Origin of the sequence: Duganella sp. BJB1802, from assembly GCF_013369445.1 — a bacterium.
Lineage (GTDB): Bacteria > Pseudomonadota > Gammaproteobacteria > Burkholderiales > Burkholderiaceae_D > Rugamonas > Rugamonas vulcania_A.
On the sequence record NZ_JABWEF010000003.1, the window covers coordinates 32,080 to 56,266 of the forward strand.

Annotated in this window: 23 protein-coding genes and 1 tRNA gene; 12 read left to right on the plus strand and 12 right to left on the minus strand. The window is 64.5% G+C overall.

The annotated features are described in order from the left end of the window. The first annotated feature begins 90 nt into the window (after positions 1–90). The 4 genes from HUX88_RS05525 (at position 91) to nth (ending at position 3,671) form a co-directional block, all read left to right on the plus strand. Positions 91–519, plus strand: a complete 429-nt coding sequence (locus HUX88_RS05525) for a MarR family transcriptional regulator (protein ID WP_117013163.1) — start codon at positions 91–93, stop codon at positions 517–519. Beyond that, positions 509–2,272, plus strand: a complete 1,764-nt coding sequence (locus HUX88_RS05530) for a chloride channel protein (protein WP_176361111.1) — start codon at positions 509–511, stop codon at positions 2,270–2,272. The genes HUX88_RS05525 and HUX88_RS05530 overlap by 11 nt, the downstream gene beginning before the upstream one ends. A gap of 65 nt (positions 2,273–2,337) precedes the next feature. Further along, positions 2,338–3,021, plus strand: coding sequence for an electron transport complex subunit RsxB (gene rsxB, locus HUX88_RS05535; RefSeq protein ID WP_176361112.1), 684 nt, complete (start codon positions 2,338–2,340; stop codon positions 3,019–3,021). Continuing rightward, positions 3,018–3,671 carry an endonuclease III gene (gene nth / locus HUX88_RS05540; protein WP_176361113.1) on the plus strand — a complete coding sequence of 218 codons (654 nt, stop codon included), beginning with the start codon at positions 3,018–3,020 and terminating at the stop codon, positions 3,669–3,671. The genes rsxB and nth overlap by 4 nt, the downstream gene beginning before the upstream one ends. Here the strand turns inward: nth and HUX88_RS05545 are convergent. From HUX88_RS05545 to rplU, 6 genes are all read right to left on the minus strand, one after another. Further along, positions 3,668–5,089 carry an MBOAT family protein gene (locus HUX88_RS05545; protein WP_176361114.1) on the minus strand — a complete coding sequence of 474 codons (1,422 nt, stop codon included), beginning with the start codon at positions 5,087–5,089 and terminating at the stop codon, positions 3,668–3,670. The two genes, nth and HUX88_RS05545, sit on opposite strands and share 4 nt — an antisense overlap. A 21-nt stretch (positions 5,090–5,110) precedes the next feature. Then, positions 5,111–6,289 (minus strand): hypothetical protein, encoded by a 1,179-nt coding sequence (locus HUX88_RS05550; RefSeq protein ID WP_176361115.1) that lies wholly within the window; start codon positions 6,287–6,289, stop codon positions 5,111–5,113. A 16-nt stretch (positions 6,290–6,305) separates the two neighbouring features. After that, complete coding sequence (gene proB, locus HUX88_RS05555) at positions 6,306–7,424, minus strand: glutamate 5-kinase (RefSeq protein WP_117013157.1); 1,119 nt, start codon at positions 7,422–7,424, stop codon at positions 6,306–6,308. Positions 7,425–7,603: 179 nt separating this feature from the next. Next, the gene (gene obgE / locus HUX88_RS05560) at positions 7,604–8,713 is read right to left on the minus strand and encodes a GTPase ObgE (protein ID WP_161097895.1); all 1,110 of its coding nucleotides are present in this window, start codon (positions 8,711–8,713) and stop codon (positions 7,604–7,606) included. A gap of 112 nt (positions 8,714–8,825) precedes the next feature. Further along, a complete protein-coding gene (gene rpmA, locus HUX88_RS05565; RefSeq protein ID WP_008445659.1) occupies positions 8,826–9,083 on the minus strand; it encodes a 50S ribosomal protein L27 in 258 nt (85 codons plus the stop codon). A gap of 39 nt (positions 9,084–9,122) precedes the next feature. Next, on the minus strand, positions 9,123–9,434 hold the full coding sequence (gene rplU / locus HUX88_RS05570) for a 50S ribosomal protein L21 (RefSeq protein ID WP_008445658.1): 312 nt from the start codon (positions 9,432–9,434) through the stop codon (positions 9,123–9,125). 272 nt (positions 9,435–9,706) lie between these two features. On the opposite strand from rplU, the gene ispB reads away from it, so the two are divergent. Then, complete coding sequence (gene ispB / locus HUX88_RS05575) at positions 9,707–10,696, plus strand: octaprenyl diphosphate synthase (protein ID WP_161092579.1); 990 nt, start codon at positions 9,707–9,709, stop codon at positions 10,694–10,696. A 43-nt stretch (positions 10,697–10,739) separates the two neighbouring features. On the opposite strand, the gene HUX88_RS05580 is transcribed toward ispB, so the two are convergent. Genes HUX88_RS05580 through HUX88_RS05590 form a run of 3 tightly spaced genes read right to left on the minus strand, consistent with a single transcriptional unit; the run spans position 10,740 to position 14,559 of the window. After that, positions 10,740–11,843, minus strand: a complete 1,104-nt coding sequence (locus HUX88_RS05580) for a hypothetical protein (protein ID WP_176361116.1) — start codon at positions 11,841–11,843, stop codon at positions 10,740–10,742. Beyond that, a complete protein-coding gene (gene arsC / locus HUX88_RS05585; RefSeq protein ID WP_176361117.1) occupies positions 11,843–12,190 on the minus strand; it encodes an arsenate reductase (glutaredoxin) in 348 nt (115 codons plus the stop codon). The genes HUX88_RS05580 and arsC overlap by 1 nt, the downstream gene beginning before the upstream one ends. A gap of 41 nt (positions 12,191–12,231) precedes the next feature. Then, positions 12,232–14,559, minus strand: coding sequence for a TonB-dependent receptor (locus tag HUX88_RS05590; protein ID WP_176361118.1), 2,328 nt, complete (start codon positions 14,557–14,559; stop codon positions 12,232–12,234). A 207-nt stretch (positions 14,560–14,766) separates the two neighbouring features. Here HUX88_RS05590 and HUX88_RS05595 point away from each other — a divergent pair. After that, positions 14,767–14,843 (plus strand) — tRNA-Pro (locus tag HUX88_RS05595). A 15-nt stretch (positions 14,844–14,858) separates the two neighbouring features. Here the strand turns inward: HUX88_RS05595 and HUX88_RS05600 are convergent. Beyond that, positions 14,859–16,448 (minus strand): methyl-accepting chemotaxis protein, encoded by a 1,590-nt coding sequence (locus tag HUX88_RS05600; RefSeq protein ID WP_176361119.1) that lies wholly within the window; start codon positions 16,446–16,448, stop codon positions 14,859–14,861. Between the two features lie 211 nt (positions 16,449–16,659). Between HUX88_RS05600 and HUX88_RS05605 the strand changes: the two genes are divergently transcribed. Genes HUX88_RS05605 through HUX88_RS05615 form a run of 3 tightly spaced genes read left to right on the plus strand, consistent with a single transcriptional unit; the run spans position 16,660 to position 19,503 of the window. Beyond that, positions 16,660–17,373: a gluconate 2-dehydrogenase subunit 3 family protein gene (locus tag HUX88_RS05605; RefSeq protein ID WP_176361120.1), complete on the plus strand. Its 714-nt coding sequence runs from the start codon at positions 16,660–16,662 to the stop codon at positions 17,371–17,373. Positions 17,374–17,384: 11 nt separating this feature from the next. Beyond that, a complete protein-coding gene (locus tag HUX88_RS05610) occupies positions 17,385–19,151 on the plus strand; it encodes a GMC family oxidoreductase (protein WP_176361121.1) in 1,767 nt (588 codons plus the stop codon). Then, a complete protein-coding gene (locus HUX88_RS05615; protein WP_176361122.1) occupies positions 19,144–19,503 on the plus strand; it encodes a cytochrome c family protein in 360 nt (119 codons plus the stop codon). The genes HUX88_RS05610 and HUX88_RS05615 overlap by 8 nt, the downstream gene beginning before the upstream one ends. Positions 19,504–19,534: 31 nt before the next feature. Here HUX88_RS05615 and HUX88_RS05620 read toward each other — a convergent pair whose 3' ends face one another. Continuing rightward, a complete protein-coding gene (locus HUX88_RS05620) occupies positions 19,535–20,425 on the minus strand; it encodes a LysR family transcriptional regulator (protein ID WP_373886753.1) in 891 nt (296 codons plus the stop codon). 107 nt (positions 20,426–20,532) lie between these two features. Between HUX88_RS05620 and HUX88_RS05625 the strand changes: the two genes are divergently transcribed. The 3 genes from HUX88_RS05625 (at position 20,533) to HUX88_RS05635 (ending at position 22,580) form a co-directional block, all read left to right on the plus strand. Next, positions 20,533–20,862, plus strand: a complete 330-nt coding sequence (locus tag HUX88_RS05625; RefSeq protein WP_176361123.1) for an NIPSNAP family protein — start codon at positions 20,533–20,535, stop codon at positions 20,860–20,862. A 234-nt stretch (positions 20,863–21,096) separates the two neighbouring features. Then, positions 21,097–21,894 carry a hypothetical protein gene (locus tag HUX88_RS05630; protein ID WP_176361124.1) on the plus strand — a complete coding sequence of 266 codons (798 nt, stop codon included), beginning with the start codon at positions 21,097–21,099 and terminating at the stop codon, positions 21,892–21,894. Between the two features lie 29 nt (positions 21,895–21,923). Then, positions 21,924–22,580: a hypothetical protein gene (locus HUX88_RS05635; RefSeq protein ID WP_176361125.1), complete on the plus strand. Its 657-nt coding sequence runs from the start codon at positions 21,924–21,926 to the stop codon at positions 22,578–22,580. A gap of 40 nt (positions 22,581–22,620) precedes the next feature. Here the strand turns inward: HUX88_RS05635 and HUX88_RS05640 are convergent, their stop codons facing one another. Next, positions 22,621–24,147, minus strand: coding sequence for a tryptophan halogenase family protein (locus HUX88_RS05640; RefSeq protein WP_176361126.1), 1,527 nt, complete (start codon positions 24,145–24,147; stop codon positions 22,621–22,623). Positions 24,148–24,187 lie beyond the last annotated feature (40 nt).

Consider the following 24,187-nt stretch of genomic DNA (forward strand, 5'->3'; position numbering starts at 1 on the left):
AAGTCCCCGCCCGCGCGGGGATTTTTTTTGTCCAGACAATTTATATCATGGCGTGATATATTTGGCGTTTTCCAATTCCGTGCCACCGTCATGCCCTCACGCCCGCCCCCGCTCGACAAGGCCGACTTCGCCGCCCTGTCCGAATTCCGCTACCAGATGCGCCGCTTCGAGCGCTTTTCCGAAGACGTGGTGCAGGCCAAGGGCATCACGCCGCTGCAGTACCTGCTGCTGCTGCACCTGAAGGGCTATCCCGGCCGCGACTGGGCCACCGTCGGCGAGCTGGCCGAGCGGCTGCAGGCCAAGCCGCACGGCGTGGTGGCGCTGGTGTCGCGCTGCGAGGCCGGCGGGCTGGTCGAACGGCGCGTCAGCGACAGCGACCGCCGCCGGGTCGAAGTCCACCTGCTCAAGGACGGCGAGGCCATGCTCGGCCAGCTGGCCGAGCTGCACCGCGCCGAACTGCTGTCGCTCGACGGCGTCTTCACCATCCCCAAACTCGACCGGGACGACCATGCCGAATAACTACGACAACCGCCGCGACTTCGACGGCAACGCCCGGCTGGTGCTGATCGCCGCCATCGCCGCCGTGGTCGGCGCGCTCAGCACGCTGACCGCCGACCTGCTGCTGCACGCCATCAGCTTCTTCACCAACCTGTTCTTCTTCCAGCGGCTCTCGACCGAGGCGGCCTCGCCGGCCGCGCACACGCTGGGCGCCTGGGTCATCGCCGTGCCGGTGCTCGGCGGCCTGGTGATCGGCCTGATCGCGCGCTACGGCTCCGAGCAGATCCGCGGCCACGGCATCCCGGAAGCGATCGAGGCGATCCTGTTCAAGAAGAGCAGCATGTCGCCCAAGGTGGCGGTGCTCAAGCCGCTCGCCTCCGGCATCGCCATCGGCAGCGGCGGCCCGTTCGGCGCCGAGGGCCCGATCATCATGACCGGCGGCGCGGTCGGCTCGCTGATCGCCCAGCACTTCCACCTCAGCGGCGCCGAGCGCAAGGCGCTGCTGGTGGCCGGCGCCGTGGCCGGCATGACCGCCATCTTCGGCACGCCCATCGCCGCGCTGCTGCTGGCGCTGGAACTGCTGCTGTTCGAACTGCGCCCGCGCAGCCTGGCGCCGGTGGCCGTGGCCTGCGCCGTGGCCGGCTTCCTGCGCCCGCTGCTGCTCGACAGCGGCCCGCTGTTCCCGCTGCGGACCGAGGCGCTGCCGCCGTCGGCCCTGCTGTCCTGCCTGGTCGCCGGCGTGCTGTGCGGCGCGCTGGCCTGGCTGCTGTCGACCGCGCTGTACCGCGTCGAGGACGGCTTCCACAAGCTGCCGCTGCACTGGATGTGGTGGCCCGCGCTGGGCGGGCTGGCGGTCGGCATCGGCGGCTATTTGCAGCCGCGCGCGCTGGGCGTGGGCTACGACGTCATCGGCGACCTGCTCAACAACCACCTGGCCGCCGGCGCCATCGCCGCGCTGTTGCTGGTCAAGGCCGTGATCTGGCTGCTGGCGCTGGGCTCGGGCACCTCCGGCGGCGTGCTGGCGCCGCTGCTGATGCTGGGCGCCGGCCTGGGCGCGCTGCTCGGCCCCTGGCTGCCCGGCCACGCCACGGCCGTGTGGCCGCTGGTGTTCATGGCCGCCACCCTGGGCGGCATGATGCGCGCGCCGGTGATGGCGGTGGTGTTCGCGTTCGAGCTCACGCACGACGTCAACGCCGTGCTGCCGGTGCTGGCCGCGTCCACCGTGGCCTACGCCTTCACCGTGATTACCATGCACCGCTCCATCCTGACCGAGAAGATCGCCCGCCGCGGCCACCACATCTACCGCGAATACGGCATCGATCCGATGGAGCGCCACAGCGTGGCCGAGGTGATGACCGCCACGCCCGACAGCATCGACGCGCAGCGGCCCATCGCCGAGGTGCTGGCCAGCCACTTCGGCACGGCGCAGCGCCACCGTGCCTTCCCGGTCACGCGCGACGGTGCGCTGCTGGGCATGCTGGACCGGGCCGCGCTCGACGGCGAGCGCGCCGCCGGCGCCGTCACCGTGGGCGAGCTGTTCGGCGTGAACGTGCCGATCTTCGCGCTGGCCAACGAAACCTGCCGCGCGCTGGCCACGCGGCTGGCGGTGCACCAGCTGGAGCGGCTGCCGGTGGTCGGCGACGCCCACACGCGCCGGCTGATCGGCATCGTCAGCCGCAGCGACTTGATCAAGCCGGCGCTGAGCCTGCACGCGGAGGAACTGGAACGGATGACCGTGCGCCGCGTGTGGCCGGCGAAAACACGCGCCGAATAGAAGGTTTTTTGGCGCCGGGCGGCGCAGATATCGGATAATGGCGTTTTAACGCAACGAGTTTCGCCGTGCAGCCCACCGCCCCCCTCACCCTCGCCGACCGCATCGAAGACGTACTGCCGCAGACGCAGTGCACCAAGTGCGGCTACGACGGCTGCCGCCCCTACGCCGAGGCGATCGCCGCCGGCGCGGCCGCCATCAACCAGTGCCCGCCCGGCGGCGCGGAAGGCATCGCCAGGCTGTCGGCGGTCACCGGCTACCCGGTCATCCCGCTCAATCCCGTCAACGGCCTGGAGCGGCCGCGCGCGGTGGCCTACATCGACGAGTCGCTGTGCATCGGCTGCACGCTGTGCATCCAGGCGTGTCCGGTGGACGCCATCGTCGGCGCGGCCAAGCTGATGCACACGGTAGTGCCGGACCTGTGCACCGGCTGCGACCTGTGCGTCAATCCCTGCCCGGTCGACTGCATCGTCATGTACCCGGTCACCGAGACCACCGGCTGGGACGCCTGGCGCCAGGCCGACGCCGACGCCGCGCGCGAACGCCACGACTTCCGCGCCATGCGGCTGCGGCGCGAGCGCGACGAGAACGACGCCCGCCTGGCCGCCAAGGCCGTCGCCAAAATGGCGGCGGTGCACGCGCTCGATCCGGCCGACGCCGCCGGCGAAGTGGAAAAGGAACGCAAGCGCGCCATCATCGCCGCCGCGATGGAACGGGCGCGCCTGAAAAAGGAACAAGACCAACAACAATGAATCAAGCCAAACGCTACGAAATGTTCGTGCGCTTCCGCGCAGCCAATCCCAAGCCGGAAACCGAACTGGAATACACAACCCCGTTCGAACTGCTGATCGCCGTGCTGCTGTCGGCGCAGGCCACCGACGTCGGCGTCAACAAGGCCACGCGCAAGTTGTACCCGGTGGCCAATACGCCGCAGGCCATCCTGGACCTGGGCGAAGAGGAACTGAAGACCTACATCCAGACCATCGGCCTGTACAAGACCAAGGCCAAGAACGTCATCGCGACGTGCAAGATGCTGGTGGAGCTGCACGACGGCGAAGTGCCGCGCGACCGCGAATCGCTGGAAGCCCTGCCGGGCGTGGGCCGCAAGACCGCCAACGTGGTGATGAACACGGCGTTCGGCGAACCGACGATGGCGGTGGACACGCACATCTTCCGCGTCTCCAACCGCACCGGCCTGGCGCCGGGCAAGAACGTCGACATCGTCGAACAAAAGCTGCTGAAGTTCGTGCCGAAGGAATTCCTGCAGGACGCCCACCACTGGCTGATCCTGCACGGCCGCTACACCTGCAAGGCGCGCAAGCCCGAATGCTGGAACTGCATGCAGCTGGACCTGTGCGACTACCGCAGCAAGACCCCGATGCCGGACAACGTCGGCGCTTAGAACTGGAAGTAGATGAAGGGATTGAAACCGCCCTCCACCACCGACAGGCAGGACAGCACGTACAACACCAGGCTGTAGGCGCCGACCAGCTTGGGGCGGCGGAAGCTCATGTTGCGCAGCCGCAGGAACCAGCGGTCCCCCACCAGGCAGATCACCGTCGACAACAGCAGCAGGAAAATCACCTTGGGATCGGCCAGCATGATGTGGGCCGGGTTCCACAGCGGCGCCGACGGTTCGCCGCCGAACATCACCCGCAACAGCGTGCCGCTCTGCTCCATGCTGTCGGCGCGGAACGGCACCCACAGCACGGTCGCCAGCAGGAACACCGGCAAGCCGCCGAGACGCCACCTGGCCGTGTTCAGCACGCCCGCGCGCTCCAGCGCGATCAACACGCCGTGGCCCAGCCCCCACACCAGGAAGGTGTAGGCCGCCCCGTGCCACAACGCGCACAAGCCGAACACCACGAACAGGTTGCGGTAGGTCTTGAAGGTGGAGCTGCGGTTGCCGCCCAGCGGAATGTAGACGTAGTCGCGGAAGAAGCGCGACAGCGTCATGTGCCAGCGCTGCCAGAATTCGGTGACGCTGGTGGCCGCGTACGGCCGGTTGAAGTTGCGCGGGAAACGGAAGCCCATCATGCGCGCCATGCCGATCGCCATGTCGGTGTAGCCGGAAAAATCGAAGTAGATCTGGAACGAATAGCACACGGCGCCCAGCCAGGCGGCATAAGTGCTCAGGACGAAATCGGACCGGTGCATGAGATCCACCACGGAGCCCAGAGGATCGGCGATCAGCAGCTTTTTCGACAGGCCGATGATGAACAGGTTCAGGCCCCAGAACACGTCGCTGCCGACCAGCGCGCGGCGCTTGATGTCGAGCTGTTCCCGGACTTCGGCAAAGCGCACCACCGGTCCGGCGATCAGGTGCGGGAACAGGAAGATGTAGATGGCAAACTTATGCAGGCTGCGTTCCGGCTGGACGCGGCGCGCGTAGACGTCGGCCTGGTAAGACAGGAAGTGGAACACGTAGAACGAAATCCCCAGCGGCAGCACCAGCCCCAGCCTGGCGACGTTCTCCAGCAGCTGCACGCCGCTCACATCGGCCAGCAGCTGCGCCAGGAAGCCCAGGTATTTGTAGGCGATCAGCGGCGCCAGGTTGAGCACCAGCGCCAAGCCCAACGCCAGCTTGGCCTGCGGCCCGCGCCGGTCGTCGCGGCGCAGCGCGCCGGTCAGGATGGCCAGGCGCCAGTTGGCCGCCAGCAGCACCAGCGCGACAACCGTCAGCGCCCCCGCACCCAGCAGATAGAACACCACGCTGGCCAACAGGATGAAGCCGTTGCGCCAGATCCTGGGCAGCATGCAGTACAAGGCGAAGAAACAGGGGAAGAACAGAAACAAAAATCCCGGCGAGGAAAATACCATGAAGAATCCAGAGTTAAGCGATTATTTGGCCAGCTCGATCCAGATGCCGGCCGAGCTGTCGAGCATCTGCACAATCAGGTATTTGCAGCGGCCACGTGTCGCCTGCGGCGTGTCGAGGATGAACATTTCGCGGTCAAGCCGCAAGAACTGCTCAAAATGATCCTGCAAACCGGCGCGCGTCATGCCGTCGCCGAAGCTGTTGCCGTACAAGCAGGTGGGCGGCAGCAGGCCGCGCCCCTTCACGCTGTCGGTGATGAATTCGAACCCGGTCTGGTGGGCGTCCATCGGCGTGGTCTGGTGGACATCCTGCCAGGTCTTGGTCAGCATCGGCTCCTGCAGCGGCTTGCTGCTGAGCAGTCCGGCAAAGCGGGATTCCGAACCCTCGAAGGCCTCATCGTGGTAGGCCAGCTCGTGGCGCCATGCGGGCGGCAAGCCTTCCAGGCCGGCGATGGTGTTGGTCGCCGCCTCGGCCACCTTCAGCGCCGACAGATCGGTCCAGTGGAAGTCCTGGCGGAAGAAGAGCGGAAACTTCCCCTGCGAGGCCGCCATGATGCCCTCGACATCGACGAAATGGAACTCGGGGGTCTGCTGGAAGCGCCGGTATAGCTGCATGAAATGCGACTGCTGCGGGAGGCGCGGCATGAAGCGCGGAATGCGGTCCTGCGTGAAGTACTGCTTGCTGATCGGCGTGAGCAGCACCAGCGTGGTTCCCTGCGCCTCCAGCCGCGCCGCCAATTGCCGCATCGCGCGGTAGACCGCTTCGGCCTTGGCCGGCGCGTCCAGCGCGTGCTCGGTGGCCGGCAGCTCGATGTCGGAGATCTTGTGTCCATAGATCTCGTCCTGTTTGCCGAAGTACACGCGGCGCGAGGAGTTGAACAGCCTGAAATCGAGCTCGTTCTTGGTGCGTACCATCAGGCTGCGCAGGCCCAGGTGGTCGGAATAACCTTTTTCGAAATTGCGGTAGTTCTTGTCGAAGTCGAACCAGCGGCCTTCCCAGTGGGTCGGCAGCGGCGCCAGCGGGCGCATCTCCAGCAGGTCGCTGGCGCTCGACGCGCCGGTCCAGATGGTGGCGATGGCGGGCACCAGGCTGATGGCGAAGATCAACAACACGAAAGCGGTACGCAGCGGACGCCGCGTCCGTGCCGGCCACGCGGCCGTCGCGGATGCGGCGGCAGCCGGCGGGATAGACGATGAAATCATGAGACCTGAAACTTTTTTATACCAGCACCAGGTTGTCGCGGTGGATCAGCTCCTGTCCCTCGACGAAGCCGAGCACGGCCTCGATCTCGCTCGATGGCTTGCGCATGATGCGGCGCGTTTCGGCGCTGGTGTAGTTCGACAGGCCGCGCGCCACCGGTGCGCCGTCCGCGCCGACGCAGGTGATCACCGCGCCGCGCCCGAACTCGCCCTTCACCTCCACCACGCCGATCGGCAGCAGCGACTTGCCTTCCTTGCTCAGCTTCTGCACCGCGCCCGCGTCCAGCACCACCTGGCCCGCAGTGTGCAGGTGATCGGCCATCCACTGCTTGCGCGCCGTCAGGTGGCCGGTCTGCGCCGCCAGCTCGGTGCCGATGGCCTCGCCGCCCGCCAGCCGCTCCAGCACGTCGTGCTCGCGGCCGTAGGCGATCACCGTGTGCGCGCCCGACTTGGCGGCGCGCTTGGCCGCCAGGATCTTGGTCAGCATGCCGCCGCGCCCCAGGCTGCTGCCGGCGCCGCCGGCCATCGCCTCCAGCGCCAGGTCGCCGGCGCGTCCCTGCTGGATCAGCACGGCCGACGGATCCTTGCGCGGATCGGCGCTGTACAGGCCCTGCTGGTCGGTCAGGATGATCAGCGCGTCGGCCTCGATCAGGTTGGCCACCAGCGCGCCCAGCGTGTCGTTGTCGCCGAACTTGATCTCGTCGGTGACGACGGTGTCGTTCTCGTTGATGATCGGCACCACGCCCAGCCGCAGCAGGGTGGTCAGCGTCGAGCGCGCGTTGAGGTAGCGTTCGCGGTCGGCCAGGTCGGCGTGGGTCAACAGCACTTGCGCCGTGCCCAGCTGGTGGGCGCGGAAGCTGGTCTCGTAGATCTGCGCCAGGCCCATCTGGCCGACGGCCGCGCAGGCCTGCAATTCGTGGATGTCGGTGGGGCGCTGCTCAAAGCCCAGCCGCAGCATGCCCTCGGCGATGGCGCCGGACGACACCAGCACCACTTCCTTGCCCAGGGTGCGCAAAGCGGCGATCTGCGCGGCCCAGCGCGCGATGGCGGCGTGGTCCAGCCCGCGTCCGTCGTTGGTGACCAGCGACGAGCCGACCTTGATGATGATGCGGGTAGCTTTTTGGATGACAGAATTCATGGCGCGACAATTCTCAAAACAAGCGGATGAAAGAGGGTTCAATGCTGTGATTTGGCGGGCGGTTCGCCCGGCTCTGCCGATAACGGTCGCGCCCCGCGATGGCGGGACGGGCGCCGAGATGGAAAGGCATAATCAGCTGATCAGTGATTATGCCGTTAATACATAGGAAACGTCGAGGATTAGTCGAGGATCTTGAAGCGCGGATCGTCCGGATCGATGGACGAGATGCCGCGCGCCTCTTCCGTCATCTGGGTTTCTTCCGCGCGCTGCTCGCTGTGGCGCTTGGCTTCCAGGTGTTTCTGGATGGCGTTGACCAGCTCCTGCGTGCCGTCGTGGCTCAGCGCGGAGATCTCGAACACCGGGCCCTTGAAGCCGAACTTCTTGACGAAGTCCTTGACGCGCTTGGCGCGCTCCTCTTCCGGCACCATGTCCAGCTTGTTGAGCACCAGCCAGCGCGGCTTGTCGACCAGCGCCTCGTCGTACTTCTTCAGCTCGTTGACCAGGGCCTTGGCTTCCTTGACCGGATCGACGTTGGTCTCGAACGGCGCCAGGTCGACGATGTGCAGCAGCAGGCCGGTGCGCTGCAGGTGGCGCAGGAACTGGTGGCCCAGGCCGGCGCCTTCGGAAGCGCCTTCGATCAAGCCGGGAATGTCGGCGATCACAAAGCTCTTCTCGTGCGACACGCGGACCACGCCCAGGTTCGGGTGCAAGGTGGTGAACGGGTAATCGGCAATTTTTGGACGCGCGTTCGACACGGCCGAAATAAAGGTCGACTTGCCGGCGTTCGGCATGCCCAGCAGGCCGACGTCGGCCAGCACCTTCAGTTCCAGGCGGATTTCGCGGCGTTCGCCTTCCTTGCCTTCGGTCTTTTGACGCGGGGCGCGGTTGGTCGAGGTCTTGAAGTGGATGTTGCCCCAGCCGCCCTCGCCGCCCTTGGCCAGCAGTTCCATCTGGCCGTGCTCGGTCAGATCGGCCAGGATTTCGCCGGAGGCGTCGTCGATGATCAGCGTGCCGACCGGCATGCGCAGGTGGATGTCGTCCGCGCCCTTGCCGTAGCAATCGGCGCCACGGCCAGGCTCGCCGTCTTTACCGCGGTGCATCTTGGAGAAGCGGAAATCGACCAAGGTGTTGATGTTACGGTCCGCTACGGCCCAGATCGAGCCACCCTTGCCGCCGTCGCCGCCGTCAGGGCCGCCGAACGGGCGGAATTTTTCACGGCAAAAGGAGGCGCAACCATTGCCGCCGTCACCACCGATTACTTCAATTTTTGCTTCGTCGATAAACTTCATGATGTACCGCCATAAAACTAAAAAGGCTCTACCGTGGGCAGAGCCTTTCGATTGAAGGCTTGCGCCTTACAAAACAGCCTGTGCGGCTAGCGCACCAGGCCGGTAGCGTTATTTACGCTGGAACGACGGTAACGAATTGCTTCGAACCTTCGCCCTTGACTACGAACTTGACCTTGCCGTCCACCAGAGCGAACAGGGTGTGGTCTTTGCCCATGCCAACACCTTCGCCGGCGCGCACTGGCGTGCCGCGTTGACGAATGATGATGCCACCAGCATTGATCGATTGACCGCCATAAACCTTAACGCCCAGGCGTTTTGATTCTGAGTCACGACCGTTTCGCGTTGTGCCGCCGCCTTTTTTGTGTGCCATTTAAGACTCCTTGGATACTAATTCTCGGGCAAACGGCGATTAGCCGTTGATCGATACGATTTGGATTTCGGTGTAATTTTGGCGATGGCCTTGATGCTTCTGGTAGTGCTTACGACGACGCATCTTGAAAATCTTCACTTTATCGTGACGACCGTGTGCCACAACAGTAACCAGTACCTTTGCACCCTCAACCAGAGGAGCACCAAATTTGATGCTCTCGCCTTCGCCAACGGCGAGGACCTGATCGATGGTGAGTTCGGAACCAATGTCTGCCGGTATCTGTTCTACTTTAAGTTTTTCGCCAGCGACAACTTTGTATTGTTTGCCACCGGTTTTTATGACCGCGTACATGATTTGAAACCTCATCAAATGTTAAGAAAATTCCGTCCGGCGCCGGCACAACCGCATGCATGGAAACCGGGGAACCGCTGATTATACATGGGATGGGATTTCGCGTCAAAAACTATTCACAAATGCCGGCGGGCGTGGTATGTCGACAATTTTGCCGCCATCCCCGCGTTACATAATTGGCAAACATGTTGCCTCGAAAGGGGGTCTATGCCCCTCTTGGCGGGGGCATGACGTATAATCTCGGCACCAATAGTCTACCGCACAGGTTCGCCTTGTCTGCCGCTACCCAAAACGCCACCCAAAACAATATCGCCCACACGATCGCCGCCGACATGGACGCGGTCAACACGGTGATCCGCCAGAAACTGCATTCCGAGGTCAGTCTCGTCAATCAGATTGCTGAATATATCATCAGCGCCGGCGGCAAACGCATCCGGCCGGTGCTGGTCCTGCTGGTGGCCAACGCCTACGCATACAAGGGCACGGCGCACCACGAGCTGGCCGCAGTGGTGGAGTTCATCCACACCGCCACCCTGCTGCACGACGACGTGGTCGACGAATCGTCGCTGCGCCGCGGCCGCGCCACCGCCAACGCCCTGTTCGGCAACGCCGCCTCGGTGCTGGTGGGCGACTTCCTGTACTCGCGCGCCTTCCAGATGATGGTTGGCCTGAACAATATGCGCGTGATGCAGATCCTGTCGGACGCCACCAACGTCATCGCCGAGGGCGAGGTGCTGCAACTGCTGAACATGCACGACCCGGACGTGAACCAGGAACGCTATCTGCAGGTGATCCGCTCCAAGACCGCCAAGTTGTTCGAGGCGGCGGCCGAGCTGGGCGCGCTGATCTCCGGCTGCAACGATACGCAGATCGAAGCGGCCGGCGAATACGGCCGCTCGCTGGGCACGGCCTTCCAGCTGATCGACGACGTGCTCGACTACGCCGGCGACGCCAACGAGATCGGCAAGAACGTCGGCGACGACCTGCGCGAAGGCAAGCCGACCTTGCCGCTGATCTACCTGATGGAGAACGGCACGCCGGAACAGCGCGAGCTGGTGCGCAGCTGCATCGAGCAGGGCGACGAGCAGCACTTCGACACCATCCTGGCCGCGATCACCACCAGCGGCGCGCTGGACTACACGCGCCAGCAGGCCGTGACGGCGGCCGAACGCGCCGCCGCCGCGATCGCCGACCTGCCCGACAGCGTCTACAAGGAATCGCTGCTGCAGCTGGCCCACTTCTCGGTCAACCGCACGCACTGAACGACAACGGCGCCTTAGGCGCCGTTTTTGTTTGTGGCCGCGCCTACTTGCCGGCCGCGATGTGGCTCACGCCGCCGGCCTGCCGGAGGATTTGCTGGACGTCCTCGCGCTTCTCGGAAATCGCCTCGTCGAGCGGCGTACGGAAATCGATCTCCTGCTCCTGGTTCACCGGAAAACCGCGCCGCAGCGCCAGCTCGATCACCGCCGGCGAGCTGCGCCGGACCAGTATGTGCAGCATCGGATGGCCGGTCTTGTAGGTGCAGCCGGGGTCGAGCCGTCCCAGCAGCGCCAGCGTGGCGGCGGTGATCTCGGCATCGTCGCCATCCCTGTAGTCGCGTCCCTGCCCCTTGTGCGTAGGCGACGGCAGGTCCAGCAACTGGTTGAGCTGGTAGCACATGGCTTCCGGCGTGCCGCCGTCGCGCAGCACGGCCGCCGCGTCCCGCAGCACCGGCGCCCGCGACGTCAGGCCGGTAAGCGGGTCGCCCGGCGACACGCCGGTCACAGGGCCGGTGGCCGGCAAATTCTTGATATCGCGTTCCAGCGTCGTCGCCCAACGGTCGATCACCTTGCTGGCGTAGCAGTGGCCGGCGCACATCATCTCCTTGAGCGGCGCCAGCAGGTCGGTCTTGAAATAACAGTAGTCCGCGCCGGACAGCCAGTATTGCCGGGTCTTGCCGTCGACGAGCAGGTTCACCACCGACCTGGCGACGTTGGAGCTGCACGCGAGAGCTTCGCGCGACGGCTCGCCCAGCGTCGGGCCGTCATGGGCGGCGTAGCGGCCGATCAGGCGGCGCGCCTCGTCGGCGTCGACCGGGCGCACGTCGAACGACGCCATATTCCGGTCCTGCATCAGATAGGCGCGCTCCGCCTGCACGAACAGGCCGTGCCGGTGCCTGTCGGCCTGCACGAACACGACCGCATCCGGGTGATCGAGCGGCACCTGCTGCAGCATCAGGCGCATCTGCCAGGCGCGCTTGTCGATCTCCCGGTAGAGCTTCCAGCCCTCGTGTATCGCCGGCTCCTCCGCCCGCTGCGCCTGGAACGTCAGGTCCCAGCCGGCCGGCACCGGCCACGCGTGCGCGAACCGCGCCGCGGCCAACGTGACGGCCAACACCAGCCATGGCAGCCAGCGCGGCGGGCGCTTCACTACAGCAGTTCCAGCACCAGCTCGGACGGACGGCACAGGCGCACGCCCTTGTCGCTCACCACGAACGGGCGGTTGATCAGGATGGGATGGGCCATCATGGCGTCGAGCAGCGCGTCGTCCGACAGCGAGGCGTCGGCCAGGCCGAGTTCTTCATACAAGTCGCCCTTGCCGCGCATCGCGGCGCGCGCGCTCAGGCCGGCCTTGGCGATCATCGCCTTCAGCGCCTCGCGCGACGGCGGGTTCTTGACGTAGTCGACGATCTCCGGCTCGACGCCGGTGGCGCGTATCGCCTCCAGCGTCTTGCGCGAGGTGCCGCAGGCGTTGTTGTGATAAATCGTGATGCTCATGATGCTGCCTTTGCGTGTCAATTCAAAGGCAGCATTATCGCTTAAAACTTCGCCGCCACGCTCACGCCTATGCTGCGCGGCGCCAGCCGGTATCCCTGCACGATGGACGCCACCTGCGGATGCTGGATCACCGTGTCGGTATCGAAGGCGTTCTTGATGAACACGCTCACGTTGTAGCGGTCGATGGACATGCCGGCGCTGAAGTCGGTGCTGTGGTAGGACGGCCGGTTGTAGTCGGTCTGGTCGGGATTGAGCGAGCCCTTGCTGGCGCCCACCCACTGCATGCCGCCCATCACGTAGGCGCTCTTGTCGCCAAAGGCCGCGAAGTTGTAGGTCGCGTTGATGGCCGCGTTATATTTCGGCACGCCCTGCACCTGCGCGCCGGCCACCGCCCCCACCACGCCGTTGCGCGAGCCCTCGTCGTTCGACAGCTCGGCCTTCACGTAGCCGGCCGAGGCGGTCAGGGTCAGGCCGGAAATCGGCTTGGCCTTGATGTCGAACTCGAAGCCCTTGCTGGTGGCGTCGCCGGCGTTGGCGTTGTAGGTGTAGGCGCAGGTCGGCAGGTACACGCCCTGCTGGATGTTCTTCCACTTCACGTAGAACACGTCGGCGTTGACCGACACGCGGTTGTTGAGGAAGCGCGACTTGCTGCCCACCTCGTAGCTCCACAGGCTGTCGGCCGAATACGAATCCGGCCCCTTGCTCAGGCCGTTCGCCTCCAGATCCTGGGCGCAGGTGGTCGGCGGCACGTAGATGTTGTTGCCGCCGAGGCGGAAGCCCTTGGCCACGCTGGTGTAGACGGTGTTGGTCGGATTGACTTCCCACGTCAGCGCGTACTTCGGCGTGAACGCCTTCGACGACGAGGCCGCGCTGCTGTTGTTGCCGGCGCCGGCCAGGTAGTTGCCGTTGCGCTGGTCGAGCGTCGAATCGGCCTTCAGGTAGCGCGCGCCCACGGTCGCGTGCACGGTCGGCGTGAAGTAGTAGTTGACCTCGCCGAAGACCGAGCTCTGCTTCTCGCGGAAGTGGAAGGCGCCGGCGAACGAGTTATCGTTCGGGAACTGGCCGGGGCGCGCGCCGGGCAGCAGGTCCGGGTCGGCGATGTCGAAGCCGAAGCTCTTGAAGGTGTCGGTCACGCCGAAGATCGGATCGTTCTCGATGATGTTGGTGTGCTGGTTCGAGAAATAGGTGCCGGCCAGCCAGGTCCACGGCGACACCGCCGCGTCGTATGGCCGCGAGGCGAGCCGGAACTCCTGCGACACCTGGCGCACCTGGTTGTTCAGGTAGACCGCCGACGGCAGGCCGGCGATGGCCGCGATCAGCTCCGGCGGCGCCTTGCCGCCGTCGTCGGTCGAGGTCAGGAAGGTCGACAGCGAATAGCTGTTGTAGGCCGAGCCGTTCTGCGTGCGGTCGAACTTGCGCTCGAAGTAGCTGGTGGCCGAGGTCAGGTCCATCGTGCCCATGTCCCAGTTGACGGTCACGCTGGGCGTGAGCAGCGTGTCCTTGGACGGCTCGCGCACCTGCTTCTGCGCCTGGTAGTAAGGGCGGTCCAGGTTGAAGGCCGCGATGTCCTTGGCGTCCACCTTCTGGTAGTAGACCGACGGCGTGACGGTCACCGAGCGGATCGGCTTCCACTTCAGCGCCACGCGCAGCTCCTGGTCGCTGAGCTTGTTGATGTCGTGGGCCAGCACATTGCCGTCGCCGTCGACTTGGTTGATGTAGCCGCCCGTGTGCTGGGCCTGCACGCCGATGCGCAGCGCCAGCTCGTCCTGGATCAGCGGGAAGTTGGCCACCATGTTGGCCGCGTAGTTGCCGCTGCCGCCCTTGGTGTTGGACAGCTCGCCGTAGGTGGTGAATTCGCGCTCCTTCAAGTCCGGCTCGTTCGGCACGAACTTGATGGTGCCGCCCATGGAGCTGGCGCCGTACAGCGTGGCCTGCGGGCCGCGCAGCACCTCGACGCGGTCGATGTCGAAGAACTTGGGCTCCACCGTGCCCATGGTGTAGACGTTGCCGACGGTGATGGAGACATCGCCCAGATAGATGCCGACGGTGGCCGCGCCGGCCGTCGAGCTGATGCCGCGGATCTCGATGTTCTCGGTGCCGGGCCCGGCGCCGCCGTTGCCGCTGGCGGCGGTGAAGGAGATGTTGGGCACCACGCGGGTCAGGTCGGTGAAGTCGTTGACGTGCTCGGCCTGGAGCTGGGTGCCGGTGACGGCGGTGATGCTCATCGCCACCTTGGCCGGATCTTCCTTGCGCTTCTGCGCCGTCACCTTGACCACTTCGATCTCGTCGGACTGCTTGGTTTGCGCCCAGGCGGAACCCGCCATCGCCGCCGCCACCGCGCCGCACATCAGTTTTTGCCGTGTTTTCATTGCCAGACCTTCCCTTGTCAGTGAGGGCGCCGCCCCAAATTAATGCGTATTGGTATATTTAACCATATTAATCATCTTGATCTTTTTGCAAAGCAAGAAACCTGCCATTCCCGGGGCAGGCGTTGGCATTTAGTCACACATTGGGAGTTCAGGCGGGGGAGCGGCAGTTGAAAAAACCGCAAAATTCTGATGTAATTAAGACGTAGTCGGGGTGTGGCTCAGCCTGGTAGAGCGCTGCGTTCGGGACGCAGAGGCCGGAGGTTCGAATCCTCTCACCCCGACCAGGCCCTTACGATTGTTCAGCGCAAAGCCAGCTGGAGACTTCCACCATGGCCAGGGCGGCCTGAGGTGCGGAAGGCGCTGACGGCCTTGCTCAGGCGAGTGGCCTCGTCCTGCATGCTCATCGCGGCGGCGGACGCCTCCTCGACCATGGCCGCGTTCATGCGGGTCGAGTTGTCCATCTCGGCAATGACCTGGTTGATGCTGCTAAGACCGGTATTCTGCTCGCGCGTGGCGGCCGTGATTTCGGTCATGATCTGCGCCACTTCCTTGATCGACTTGACGATGTCGGTCATGGTTGCGCCGGCGTCGTCGACCAGCTTGCTGCCGGTGTTGACCTTCTCGACCGAATCACTGATCAGCACGCTGATTTCCTTGGCCGCCGCCGCCGAGCGCTGGGCCAGGTTGCGTACCTCGGAAGCGACGACGGCGAAGCCCCGGCCCTGCTCGCCGGCGCGCGCCGCCTCCACCGCCGCGTTCAGCGCCAGGATGTTGGTCTGGAACGCGATGCCGTCGATGATGGCCGTGATTTCCGAAATGCGTTGCGAACCCTGCTTGATCTCGGCCATCGTCGCGACCGCTTGATTGACGACGACGCCGCCCTTGGTCGCCAACGAGGTGGCGCCCAGCGCCAGCTTGTTGGCCTGGCCGGCGTTGTCGGCGTTGTGGGCCACGGTGGCGGTCAGCTCTTCCATCGAACTGGCCGTTTCCTCGATGCTGGCGGCCTGCGATTCGGTGCGGGTGGACAGGTCGGCGTTGCCCTGGGCGATCTCGCCGGAGGCGCTGTTGATCGTGTCGGCGCTTTGTATGACTTCGGTGATGAGGCCGCGCAGCGAGGCGTTCATTTCGCTCAAGGCCTGCAGCAACTGGCCGGCCTCGTCGCGTGAATCGACGGTGACGTCGGCCGTCAGGTCCCCCTTGGCCACGCGGCGCGCCACGCTGATCGCATAGTGCAACGGACCGACGATGCTGCTCTTGAGCGCAGCGCCGCATATCACCACCAGCAGCGCCAGGAACACGGTCAGCGCCAGTTGCAGGCTGAAGCTCATGGTGGCGGCGGCGTCGATTTCTTTCGCGCTCTCATCGATCTGTTCGCGTTCGAAGGCCACCAGGTCGCGCAGGCGCCGCTGGTAGACATCCGCGGCGGGCATGAACTTGGATGTCAGCACGCCGCTGGCCGTGTCATTGTCGTTGGCGGCCTTGGCCTTGGTGACGCTGGCCTTGTACACATTGTAGGTATCGCGCGCGTCGCTGATGCCCTTGAGCAGTGCTGTCTCCTTCTCCGAGGTCAGCAACACGCCGACCTTCTTCAGCGTTTCACCCGCGTCCTTGGTGCCTTGGGCCGAATCGGCGGCGAAGAAGTCCACCAGCGCGTTGTCGCTGCTCTTGGCGATGGCCAGCGTACGGCGCGCGCCGGCAAAGATGATGCGGTACCAGTCGCTGACAAGGCGCTCCTTGGCCAGCGACATCTCCAGCAGTTCCTTGGTCGACGCGCGCATCTTGCTCAACTGCCACAGGCCGACGCCCGTCGTCAGACTGGAAACGACCAGCACGATGCCGAAGACGATGGTAATTTTCTTACCGATATTGGCGTTTTTCATGAAAACCATGTGGGTACGTCCTGAAGAAGAAGGTGGGCAATGGCCAGCCGTGCATAGCGGCAAAGCGGGAGAATACGCTCAATATTTCCTTATGGCAATACACTTTTGGTAGATATATTGTTTCAATGCTGAAACAATTTAGGTGAAAAATATGGTGTCCTCGCAGAAACTTATCCCGTAGGATATGAGTCTTTCCGAATTTCACGAATGGACGCCATACATGAGCGACACCAGCGACCAGCAACCTCGTCGTGACTTTTTGTTACGATCCCTGGCCGGCGCAGTCGGCGCCGCCGCCCTGCCTCTGCCCGCCGCTGCGGCCGATCCGGCGTCGGCCGGGGCGGCGATCGAGACGCCTCCCGGCTACCTGTGGCTGCGTCCGGACGAGCAAGCCTTTGTCGAAGCGCTGGTCAATCACATGTGCCCGGCCGATCCCCTGACGCCGAACGGCGTAGACATGGGCCTGAACATCTTTTACGACCGCGCGCTGGGCGGCAACTGGGGCCAGGGCGACCGCCTCTACCTGCAGGGACCGTTCAAGAACGGCACCGCCAACCAGGGCTATCAGCTGGGCATGACGCCTGCGCAGCTGTTCCGCGCCGGCTCCGAGGGCCTGGCCGGCTACTGCGCCGCGACCTATGGCAAACCGTTCGACCGGCTGCCTGCCGATACCAAGGAGGCCGTGCTCAAGGGTCTGCAAGGCGGCAAGATCGAGCTGCCCAACGGCGTGCCGGCGGCCACCTATTTCGCGCAACTGCTGCAAATGTTTTACGAAGCGATGTTTGCCGATCCTATTTACGGCGGCAACAAGAACAAGCTGGGCTGGAAGATGGTCGGCTATCCGGGCGTCAACACGGCGAACAAGGTCAACATCGTCAAGTTCTCCAACAAACCGTACCGGCCCGAGCCGGCCGGCATCGCCGACTTGAGCTGATAGGAACACCGATGAAGAGATACAAGGAAGTGGATGTGGTGCTGGTCGGCGGCGGCTGGACGGGCGGCATCCTGGGCAAGGAATTTTCCGAAGCCGGCATGACCGTGGTCTGCCTGGAACGCGGCGGCCCGCACACGCCGGACGATTTCAGCGTGCCGCGCATGCGCGACGAACTGGCCGTCGGCCAGCGCATGTCGATGATGGTCAACACGACCGACAATACGGAGACCGTGCGCAACAAGCGCTCGGAAACCGCGCTCCCCTATCGCCGTCTCGGCTCCTACTTGATGGGCACCGGCGTCGGCGGCGCCAGCACACACTGGAACGGCCATACCTGGCGCTGGAACGACAACGATTTCAAGATCCGCAGCAACTACGAAACCAGGTACGGCAAGAAGTACATCCCGGAAGACATGACGATCCAGGACTGGGGCGTGACCTACCAGGAGCTGGAAAAGTACTACGACAAGTTCGAGAAGGTGGCCGGGATCTCGGCCAAGGCCGGCAACATCAAGGGCCGCAAGATCGCCGGCGGCAATGTGTTCGAAGCGCCGCGCGGCAACGAGTATCCGATGCCGCCGCTGATCTACGGCCACGCGGGCGAGCTGTTCGCGGAATCGGCCACCAGGATGGGCTACCATCCGTTTCCGCGCCCCACCGCCAACGCGTCGGTGCCGTACACCAATCCGGACGGTGTCAAGTTCGGCGAATGCCAATACTGCGGTCACTGCGAACGCTTCGGCTGCGAGGCCAACGCCAAGGGCGGCGCGCAAATGACGGTGATCCCGGCGGCGCTGCGGCAAAACACCTTCGAGCTGCGCACCTATTCGTGGGTGACCAAAGTCGAGCGCGACGCATCGGGCAAGAAGGCCACCGGTGTCACCTACACCAACACCGTCACCGGCGAGGAATGCTTCCAGCCGGCCAAGCTGGTGGTGCTCTGCGCGTTCGGCTTGAACAACGTCCACCTGATGATGTTGTCGGGCATAGGCAAGATCTACGATCCCGTGTCCGGCAAGGGCCTGCTGGGCAAGAACTACTGCTACCAGACCGGCAGCGCCGCGATGCTGTTCTTCGAGGACCGCTATTTTCATCCGTACATGGCGACCGCCGGCATCGGCGCCATCATGGACGACTTCCACGGCAACTGGGACTTCGACCGTACGCCGTTCGGTTTTGTCGGCGGCTCGACCGTAGGCACGGCCATGTATGGCGGCCGTCCCATCCAGTGGCATCCGACGCCGGGCGGCGTGCCGGCCTGGGGCAGCGCATGGAAGCAGGAAACGGCCAAGTGGTACGACCGCAGCATGAACATCACCGCCACCGGCACCGTGATGCCGAACCGCGGCAATTTCCTCGACCTCGATCCGACCTACCGCAACCGCTTCGGCGCGCCGCTGATGCGCATGACCTTCGATTACCAGGACAACGAGCGCAGGATATCGGCGCACTCGGCCGACATCATCAACCGCATCGCCGCCTCGCTCAATCCGACGCACCTGACCAAGGCCACCGAACGCAAGTCGTGGAGCAGCGTGCCCTACCAGAGCACGCACAACACCGGCGGGACCATCATGGGCACCCATCCGGGCAATTCGGTGACCAATAAATACGGGCAGGTGTGGGAGGTCGACAACCTGTTCATCATGGGCGCGTCGCTGTTCCCGCACAACTCGGCCTACAACCCGACCGGTCCGGTGGCGGCCATCGCCTACATGGCGGCCGACATCATCAAGAACGTCTATGTCAAGAGCCCTGGGAAACTGATCCATGCATAAATCACTGGCCGCCGGACTGCTGTGCCTGACCGCCCTCGGCAGCGTCCATGCCGATGACCTGGGCAAGAAAGCCTTCGAACAATGCATCGCTTGTCATTCGCTGAAGGCCGGCGAGAACGGCGTCGGCCCGACCCTGCACGGCCTGCTGGGCAGCACGGCCGGCATGGTCGAGGGCTTCCGCTTCTCCGGGCCGATGAAGCGCAGCGGCATCGTCTGGGACGAGAAGAACCTGGCCGAGTTCCTGCGCAATCCGCAGGCCGTGGTGCCCAACACCCGCATGCCGTTTTCCGGCATGAGCGACGAGGCGGCACTAAAGGCGCTGGTGGGCTACCTGGCCGCGGCGACCAAATAACCCGGTCATCGCGCGCCCGCGCTCCAGGCGCTCAGCTCACCAAATGGTCGATCAACGCGCGCACCTTCTTCGGCAGGTGGCGCGTCGGCGGATAGACCGCATAGACCATCCGCTCGGCGTAGGCGCCGGTCAGCGTCCAGTCGGCGAACAGGCGCACCAGCGCGCCCGACGCCACGCCCGGCGCGGCGATAAAGTCCGGCACGATGCCGATGCCCACCCCGCCCTCCACCACGGCGAGCCGCGCCATGCTGCTGTTGACCTTGAGCGGACCGTCGATCTCCACCACCAGCTCCTCGCCACCGCGTCGCATGCCCAGCTGACTGCGCAGCGCGCCGAATCCCAGGTGGATGCAGCGGTGGGCCGCCAGCTGCTGCGGCCGGTCCGGCGTGCCGTGCTGGCGCAGATAGGCCGGCGTGGCGACGATCACGTACGCCATGGCGCACAACGGCCGCGCCACCATGCCCGGCGCCAGCGTCCCCGGCACGGCCACGCGGATCGCCAGGTCCATCCCCTCCTCCACCAGATCCACCAGCCGGTCGCTCAATTCGATTTCGATCTTCACGTCAGGCCACTGGATCAAGAACGACGACAATTGGCGCGCCAGCCAGATGTCGCCGTACACCATCGGCGCGGTGATGCGCAGGGTGCCGGTGGGATGGCTGGCGTAGCGCCCGGCCTGGGCTTCGATGTCGCGCGCCGCGTTGACGATGCGGGCGCAATCGGCATACACCTCGGCGCCCGGCTCGGTCAGCGACAGCGAGCGCGTGGTGCGGTTGAGCAGACGCACGCCCAGATGCGCCTCCAGCCGGCCGACGCAACGGCTGACCGCCGACGCGGTCATGCCCAGCTGCCGCCCGGCCGCCGCGAAGCCGCTGTGGTCGACGACTTTGGCAAACACCACCATTTCAGGAAGCAGTTTCACGGTCGATTGATGAATATTAGGAAGTAGTGCATGTCCATGGACGCCGATTGTTACCCGGCGCGAATGATTCTAACATTAACTTACTGACATCTCACAAGGATCACAACATGGTCACGATCTACCTCCGCTACGTCATCGATCCCTACAAGCTGGCCGAGTTCGAGCACTACGGCAAATTGTGGATTCCCCTGGTCAATCGCCTGGGCGGCCGGCACCACGGCTACTTCATGCCCTCCGAAGGCGCGAACAATATCGCGTTGGCCCTGTTCAGCTTCCCGACGCTGGCCGCGTATGAACAGTACCGCAGCACCAGCCAGACCGATGCCGAATGCCAGGCGGCCTTCCGCTACGCCGACGACACACGCTGCATCGTCAGCTACGAGCGCAGTTCTTTCAGGCCGGTATTCGAGGGACCGTCACAGGAGAACGCGCCGTGAAATGGATAGCCCTGATCCGCAAGATGCTCAGGCTGACGCAGGCAACGCCGGCCAGCCCGCACAAGCCCGGCACCCGCCCCAGGCTGGTCAACTTGCGCTAACGCGCTGCGACCTTCCAATACCGCCAGCTCCCGCACCTTGCCCCTCCTCCGCGCCGCAAGAACAAAGTCGTGCCAACTCCGCAATTGTGGGAAGTATCCAATTCACATAAAACTAGTTACACTAAGTTTCCATATGGAATTCTTTAAGAAAGGGAGCGGAATGTACGGAAAGAAAGCAGCATTTTCAACACTGGCCATTTTATTGTTGGCTCTTGAAGGATGCGGCGGTGGTGGCGGGGGCGGCAGCAGCGCTTCCGCGCCACCGCCGGCCAGCGCGGAAGGCGCATACTTCGGCACCATGTCGGATGGCCGGCAGCACTATAGCCTGGTGTTGGAAAACGGCCAAATTTACACGCTGTACGGGAACACCGGTAGCAACAATGTTTTTGCGGTCAGCGGCTTTTTGCAGGGTAATGGCAGCTCAAACAACGGCAGCTTCTCGGCAACGGATGTGAAAGACGCATCGGCCAGCGGCTCGGTGACCGCAGGGGCGCTCAGCGCCAGCTATGTGGCCGGCAGCAGCTTCAACGGTTCGCTGACTGAAGGCACCAGCGTGGTCTCCTTTACCGGCGCGCCGATTGGTGGCGCCATCTACAACTACAACACAGCGGCCAACCTGGCGGGAGTCACCGGCAACTGGAGCCTGAGTTCGTTGCGCGGATTCCCCACCACGCTCAACATCGCGGCCGCCGGCACATTCAGCGGGATATCGAGCGGCTGCCTGTTCAGCGGAACCATCAAGCCGCGCAGCTCCGGCAAGAACATCCTGGATGTGAGCCTTACCTACGGGGCCTCGCCGTGCATATTGGCGGGCGCGTCATTGAACGGCATCGCCATCAGCTACGCCTTGCCGAACGGCCAGCAGGAGTTGGCCATCGCGCTGATCGATCAGACGCGCACAGGCACCTCGGCGTTTGTCGGCGTTCGTTAATGCGCAGTCCACAGGAAAGGAAAATCCCTATGCAACGCCACATCAACAGCGCCGTGCTGGCCCTGGGCCTGCTCTGTTCCGGTCTGGCCGCGGCGGACGAGCACGCCCCGGTCGCGGCCCCGAAGATCTCGGTGGGCGATAGCTGGACCTACCAGCTCACCGATCTCTGGAAGAATGAGCCTGGCGATCTGAACCGGACGGAGGTCACCGCTGTCAACGACAGCGATATCCTGGCCGACATCAAGCACGCGGCCACCGGAGCGCTGGTTGCTCAAACGCGCTTCACCCGGGAAATGAATCCGTTCGACCTCGGCAAGACGCACCTCGATCAAGCCTTCGTCCGCTACGCTTTTCCACTCGAAGTGGGGAAGGAATGGAAAAGCACCGCCAGCGGGGACAACGCAGCGGCCGGCAAGCGCTGGCGTTACCAGTTCGAGGGCAAGGTCGTGGGCTGGGAAAAGGTCAAAGTACCCGCCGGCGAATTCGATGCGTTAAAAATCGCTGTGGTGGGCTATTTCCAGGGAGAGCAAGTAAGCCGTCGTGGCGGTAGCGGGCAGTTGAACGAAACCGTGTGGTATGCGCCGGCCGTCAACAACTACGTCAAGCTGGAGTACAACGACACGAACTTGCAAGGCCATCCCCACAACCGGCACCTTTGGGAACTGACGGACTACGCCAGAAAATAAGGTCCAACCGCCACTGAAATGAAATGGAGCGCCCTCCCCGTTATGGCGCGGGCGCCTTCCAATACCGGTCGATCCACTCCCCGTGCGTCGGCATCGACGCGACCGCATGCGCCAGCGTCTGGCGCATGTCCTCGACGTAGCCGGCCAGCTTATCCTCCGGCATATCGTCGACGATCGGGTGGTAGCCTCGCGGCATGATGCGCTGGCCCAGCATCACCTGCACCCAGCTCGGCAGCGCGAAGAAGTCCTCACCGTTGCGGAAGTAACGCCCGTCGCTGCGGAACAGTTCCATCGCCTCCCGCAAACTATCCGGGATGGACATGGTGCGGCAGTAGTCCCAGAACGGCGTGTCGTTGCGCTCGGTCGCGTGGTAGTGCAGGATCAGGAAATCCCGCACCCGCTCGTATTCGAACGCGGACTCGCGGTTGAACCGCTCCGCCAACAGGGGATTGAAATCCGCGCCGGGGAACAGCGCCAGCAAGCGGCTGATGCCGGACTGGACCAGGTAGATGCTGGTCGATTCCAGCGGTTCCAAAAAGCCGCTGGCCAATCCCAGCGCCACCACGTTCTTGTTCCAGAATTTCTTGCGCATGCCGGGCGTGAAGCGCAACTGGCGCGGATCGGCCAGCGGCTTGCCGTCGAGGTTGGCCAGCAGCGTGGCGGCGGCCTCGTCGTCGCCGATGTAACGGCTCGAATACACGTAGCCGTTGCCGGTGCGGTGCTGCAGCGGAATGCGCCACTGCCAGCCCGCCGCGCGCGCGGTGGCGCGCGTGTACGGCGTGAGCGGATCGACGCGCTCGCACGGCACGGCCAGCGCGCGGTCGCACGGCAGCCAATGGGTCCAGTCCTCGTAGCCGGTCTTGAGCGCCTGCTCGATCAGCAGCCCCCGGAAACCCGAGCAATCGATGAACAACTCGCCTTCGATCACTTCGCCGCTTTCCATCGTCACCGATTCGACATGGCCGTCGCCGGCGCGCAGGTTGACGCCGGCGATCTTGCCCTCGGTGCGCCGCACGCCGCGCTGCTCCGACAGCTCGCGCAGGAAGCGCGCGTACAGGCTGGCGTCGAAGTGATAGGCGTAGGCGATGTCGGCCAGCGGCGAGCCGGCCGGCGCATTGCCGTCGCCGCGCGCGAACCTGCCTTGCGGCGCCATCACGGTCTGCGGCGAGTACTCGCCGATCGGCGCGGCCCGTCCGGACTGGAACAGCTTCAACCAGAACTGATGGAACGGCAGCGGGCCCAGCGAACGGCCGATGACGCCGAAGCCGTGGATGTAGCTGTCGCCGATGCGCGACCAATCCTGGAACTGGATGCCGAGCTTGACCGTGCCTTGCGTGCGCTTGACGAACTCGGCCTCGTCGATGCCCAGCATCTGCGCGTTGAACATGCGGATGTGCGGCACGCTGGCCTCGCCCACGCCGACGATGCCGATTTCCTCCGACTCGATCAGGCGCACCGAGGCCTGCTTGCCGAGATAGGTGGCCAGCGCCGCGGCCGCCATCCAGCCGGCGCTGCCGCCGCCGACCACGACCACGCGCTTGATACGGTTGTTTGGGTTGGAATTCATAGATCGCTTCCTCAAGCAAAAAAAGTCGGCAGTCGCCAGG